This window comes from Immundisolibacter sp., from assembly GCF_028696615.1.
Lineage (GTDB): Bacteria > Pseudomonadota > Gammaproteobacteria > Immundisolibacterales > Immundisolibacteraceae > Immundisolibacter.
Window position 1 is genome coordinate 1 of the sequence record NZ_JAQVGQ010000032.1, and the last position, 3,298, is coordinate 3,298.

3 protein-coding genes and 1 pseudogene are annotated in these 3,298 nt (G+C 69.6%); all 4 read right to left on the reverse strand.

Features of this window, described 5'->3' with window-relative positions; all coding sequences use genetic code 11:
• A pseudogene (locus tag PHC73_RS03755) lies at window positions 1-304 on the reverse strand (BglII/BstYI family type II restriction endonuclease); the annotation flags it as partial.
• Window positions 305-329: 25 nt separating this feature from the next.
• Window positions 330-2,003, reverse strand: a complete 1,674-nt coding sequence (locus PHC73_RS03760; RefSeq protein WP_300124646.1) for a glutamine--tRNA ligase/YqeY domain fusion protein — start codon at window positions 2,001-2,003, stop codon at window positions 330-332.
• Window positions 2,004-2,067: 64 nt separating this feature from the next.
• On the reverse strand, window positions 2,068-2,757 hold the full coding sequence (locus PHC73_RS03765) for an ABC transporter ATP-binding protein (RefSeq protein WP_300124649.1): 690 nt from the start codon (window positions 2,755-2,757) through the stop codon (window positions 2,068-2,070).
• Window positions 2,750-3,298: FtsX-like permease family protein (locus PHC73_RS03770; protein WP_300124653.1), on the reverse strand; the 549-nt coding region annotated here is incomplete at its 5' end. The genes PHC73_RS03770 and PHC73_RS03765, both read right to left, overlap by 8 nt.

Sequence of the window (3,298 nt, forward strand, 5' to 3'; positions counted from 1 at the left end):
CGGCGAAACGCTTGACGTGGTCGATCTGGTGAGAAATCGACTCCTTCTGCACACCGTCGACGTTTTTCTTGATCTCGAAGTTGTGCTTGCGCCAGCCGTAGTCATCGGCGAGCGCCCGCCGCAGGCGCTGCGTCATGGCGCCTTCGCCGCCACCCCCGCGCACCAGCTCCTCCACCGGAATTTCGATCGCCGACAGGGCTTCCTGCAACTCGGCCACGGCCTGCGGCATGTCATGCCTGAGGATGGCTTCGGCGTGGTGCAGGGCGAGCACCTGAAAGCCTTTGTTTTTGAGCTGTTCGAACATGCCGTTGTTGTGCTCTGGCGTTTCGCTACCCGCGCGCCGCCAGCTTGGCCCAGGTATCGCGCAGCGACACGGTGCGGTTCCACACCGGCGCGCCGGGGCGGCTGTCGGGATCGGGCGTGAAGTAGCCCAGGCGCTCGAACTGCACCGTGCCGTCGGCGTCGGCCAGCGCGGGTTCCAGCAGGCAGCCGTGCAGCACTTCGAGCGAATGCGGGTTGCGCAGCGCAAGGTAGTCGTCGTGGCCAGTCGGGTCCGGCACGGCGAACAGGCGGTCGTACAGGCGCACCTCGGCGGGCAGCGCGTGCTTCGCGTCCACCCAGTGGATGGTGCCTTTCACCTTACGCCCGTCGGGGGCGCTGCCGCCGCGCGTGGCCGGATCGTAGCTGCAGATGAGTTCGACAACCTCGCCGGTGGCGGGATCGGTCACCACGCGCTCGCAGCGGATGAAATAGGCAAACCGCAGGCGCACCTCGCGGCCCGGCGCCAGACGGTGGAAGTCCCTGGGCGGCTCCGGCATGAAATCGTCGCGCTCGATGTACAGCTCGCGGCCGAACGGCAGGCGGCGGCTGCCGAGCTCCGGCCGCTGCGGGTGCCGCGGCGCGTCCAGCCATTCGGTGTCGCCCGCGGGGTAGTTTTCGATGACGACCTTGAGCGGGCGCAGCACCGCCAGCGCGCGCGGCGAGTCTTGTTCCAGAGCCTCGCGGATGCAGGTTTCGAGCTGCGCCACGTCGATGACGTTCTCCTTGCGCGTGACGCCGATGCGCGCGCAGAACTCGCGGATGGCGCCCGGCGGCACGCCGCGCCGGCGCAGGCCCGACAGCGTCGGCAGGCGCGGGTCGTCCCAGCCGGCCACGTAGCCGCCTTCCACCAGCTCGTGCAGGCGGCGCTTGCTCATCACCGTGTAGGACAGGTTCAGGCGCGAGAACTCGATCTGCCGCGGATGGCAGGGCACCGGCAGCTGGTCGAGGATCCAGTCGTACAGCGCGCGGTGGTCTTCGAACTCGAGCGTGCACAGCGAGTGGGTGATGCCCTCGAGCGCGTCCGACACGCAGTGCGCGTAGTCGTACATGGGGTAGATGCACCAGGCGTTGCCGGTGAGCGGGTGCGGCGCGTGCTTGATGCGGTACAGCACCGGGTCGCGCAGGTTGAGGTTGGGCGAGGCCATGTCGATTTTGGCCCGCAGCACGTGCGCGCCGTCCGGGAACTCGCCGGCCCGCATGCGGGCGAACAGGTCGAGGTTCTCGTCCACGCTGCGCGTGCGGTACGGACTGTCGCGGCCAGGCTCGGTGAGCGTGCCGCGGTAGGCGCGAATGTCGTCCGCGCTCAGGCTGCACACGTAGGCCTTGCCGGCTTCGATCAGGTGCACGGCGTAGTCGTACAGCTGGCCGAAGTAGTCCGACGCATGGAACAGCTTGTCGCCCCAGTCGAAACCCAGCCAGCGCACGTCGCGCTGGATGGCCTCGACATATTCGAGGTCCTCCTTGGCCGGGTTGGTGTCGTCGAAACGCAGGTGGCAGACGCCGCCGAACTCCTGCGCGAGGCCGAAGTTCAGGCAGATCGACTTGGCGTGCCCGATGTGCAGGTAGCCGTTCGGCTCCGGCGGAAAGCGGGTGACGATGCGCGTGTGTTTGCCGCGGGCCAAGTCCTGCTCGACGATCTGGCGGATGAAGTGGGTCGGCGGCGGGCGGTCGGCGGCGTTCATGTAGCGGGTGGGGCGAGTGCGGGGTGGGCCGGTATTGTAAGGACACGCGGGCGGTTACACGCTCTCAGGCCAGCGCCGTCAGGCGGCCGTCGGCCAGCAGCAGGCGCCGGTCGAGCCGGCGCGCCAGCTCCGGGTTGTGGGTGACCACCACCAGCCCGCCGGCGCGCTCGCGGCACACCTCCACCAGCTGGCCGAACACGTGCTCGGCGGTGTGCGGGTCGAGGTTGCCTGTTGGTTCGTCGGCCAGGATGCAGCGCGGCTGGGTGACCAGCGCCCGGCCGATGGCCACGCGCTGACGCTCGCCGCCGGACAGTTGCCCCGGCTTGTGGTGGCCGCGCGCGGCCAGGCCCAGCCGCGCCAGCATGGCATCGGCGGCTGCCCCCGCGGCGGCCGGCGCCAGGCCGCCGATCAGCAGCGGCATGGCGATGTTCTCGCGCGCGGTGAACTCGTCCAGCAGGTGGTGAAACTGGTAGACGAACCCCAGCGAGCGGTTGCGCAGGCGCGAGCGTTCGCGCTCGCCAAGGTTGGTGAGACTGCGGCCGTCGATCCACACCTCGCCCTCGCTGGCGGCATCGAGCCCGCCCAGCAGGTGCAGCAGCGTGCTCTTGCCGGCGCCGGACGCGCCCATGATGGCGACGCTCTCGCCGGCCGCCACGCGCAGGTCCACGCCCTTGAGCACGGTCAGCGCGCCGCCGGCGTCGGCGTAGGTCTTGCCGAGCTTGCGCGCTTCCAGCACGGCGGTCGAATCATTCATAACGCAGCGCCTCGGCGGGATCGGTGCGGGCGGCGCGCCAGGCCGGGTACAGCGTCGCCAGCAGCGACAGCACCAGCGCAAGGCCGGTGATGCGCGTCACGTCACCCGCCTGCAGGCGCGACGGCAGGCTCGAGATGTAATACACGTCCGACGGCCACAAGCTCACGTGCAGCGTGCGCTCCAGCCACGGCACCAGCGTGGCGACGTTCAGCGCCAGCGCCACGCCGCCGATGAGCCCCAGCAGCGTGCCGACCACGCCGATGACCGCGCCCTGCACCACGAACACGCCCATCACGCTGCCGGGCGTGGCGCCCATGGTGCGCAAAATGGCGATGTCGGCGCGCTTGTCGGCCACCATCATGACCAGCGTCGAGATGATGTTGAACGCCGCCACGCCGACGATCAGCGACAAGATGATGAACATCACCGTCTTTTCGGTGCGCACGGCGCGAAAGAAATTGACGTGCTGGCGCGTCCAGTCGCTGACCGCCAGGTACGGCAGGCGCTCGGCCAGCCGCGCCGCCACCGCCGGCGCCTGCAT

What these genes read in the sequence shown, in the direction of transcription:
- PHC73_RS03765 (WP_300124649.1), bottom strand. Translation starts at nt 2,757, where the DNA reads ATGAATGATTCGACCGCCGTGCTGGAAGCGCGCAAGCTCGGCAAGACC.
- PHC73_RS03760 (WP_300124646.1), bottom strand. Translation starts at nt 2,003, where the DNA reads ATGAACGCCGCCGACCGCCCGCCGCCGACCCACTTCATCCGCCAGATC.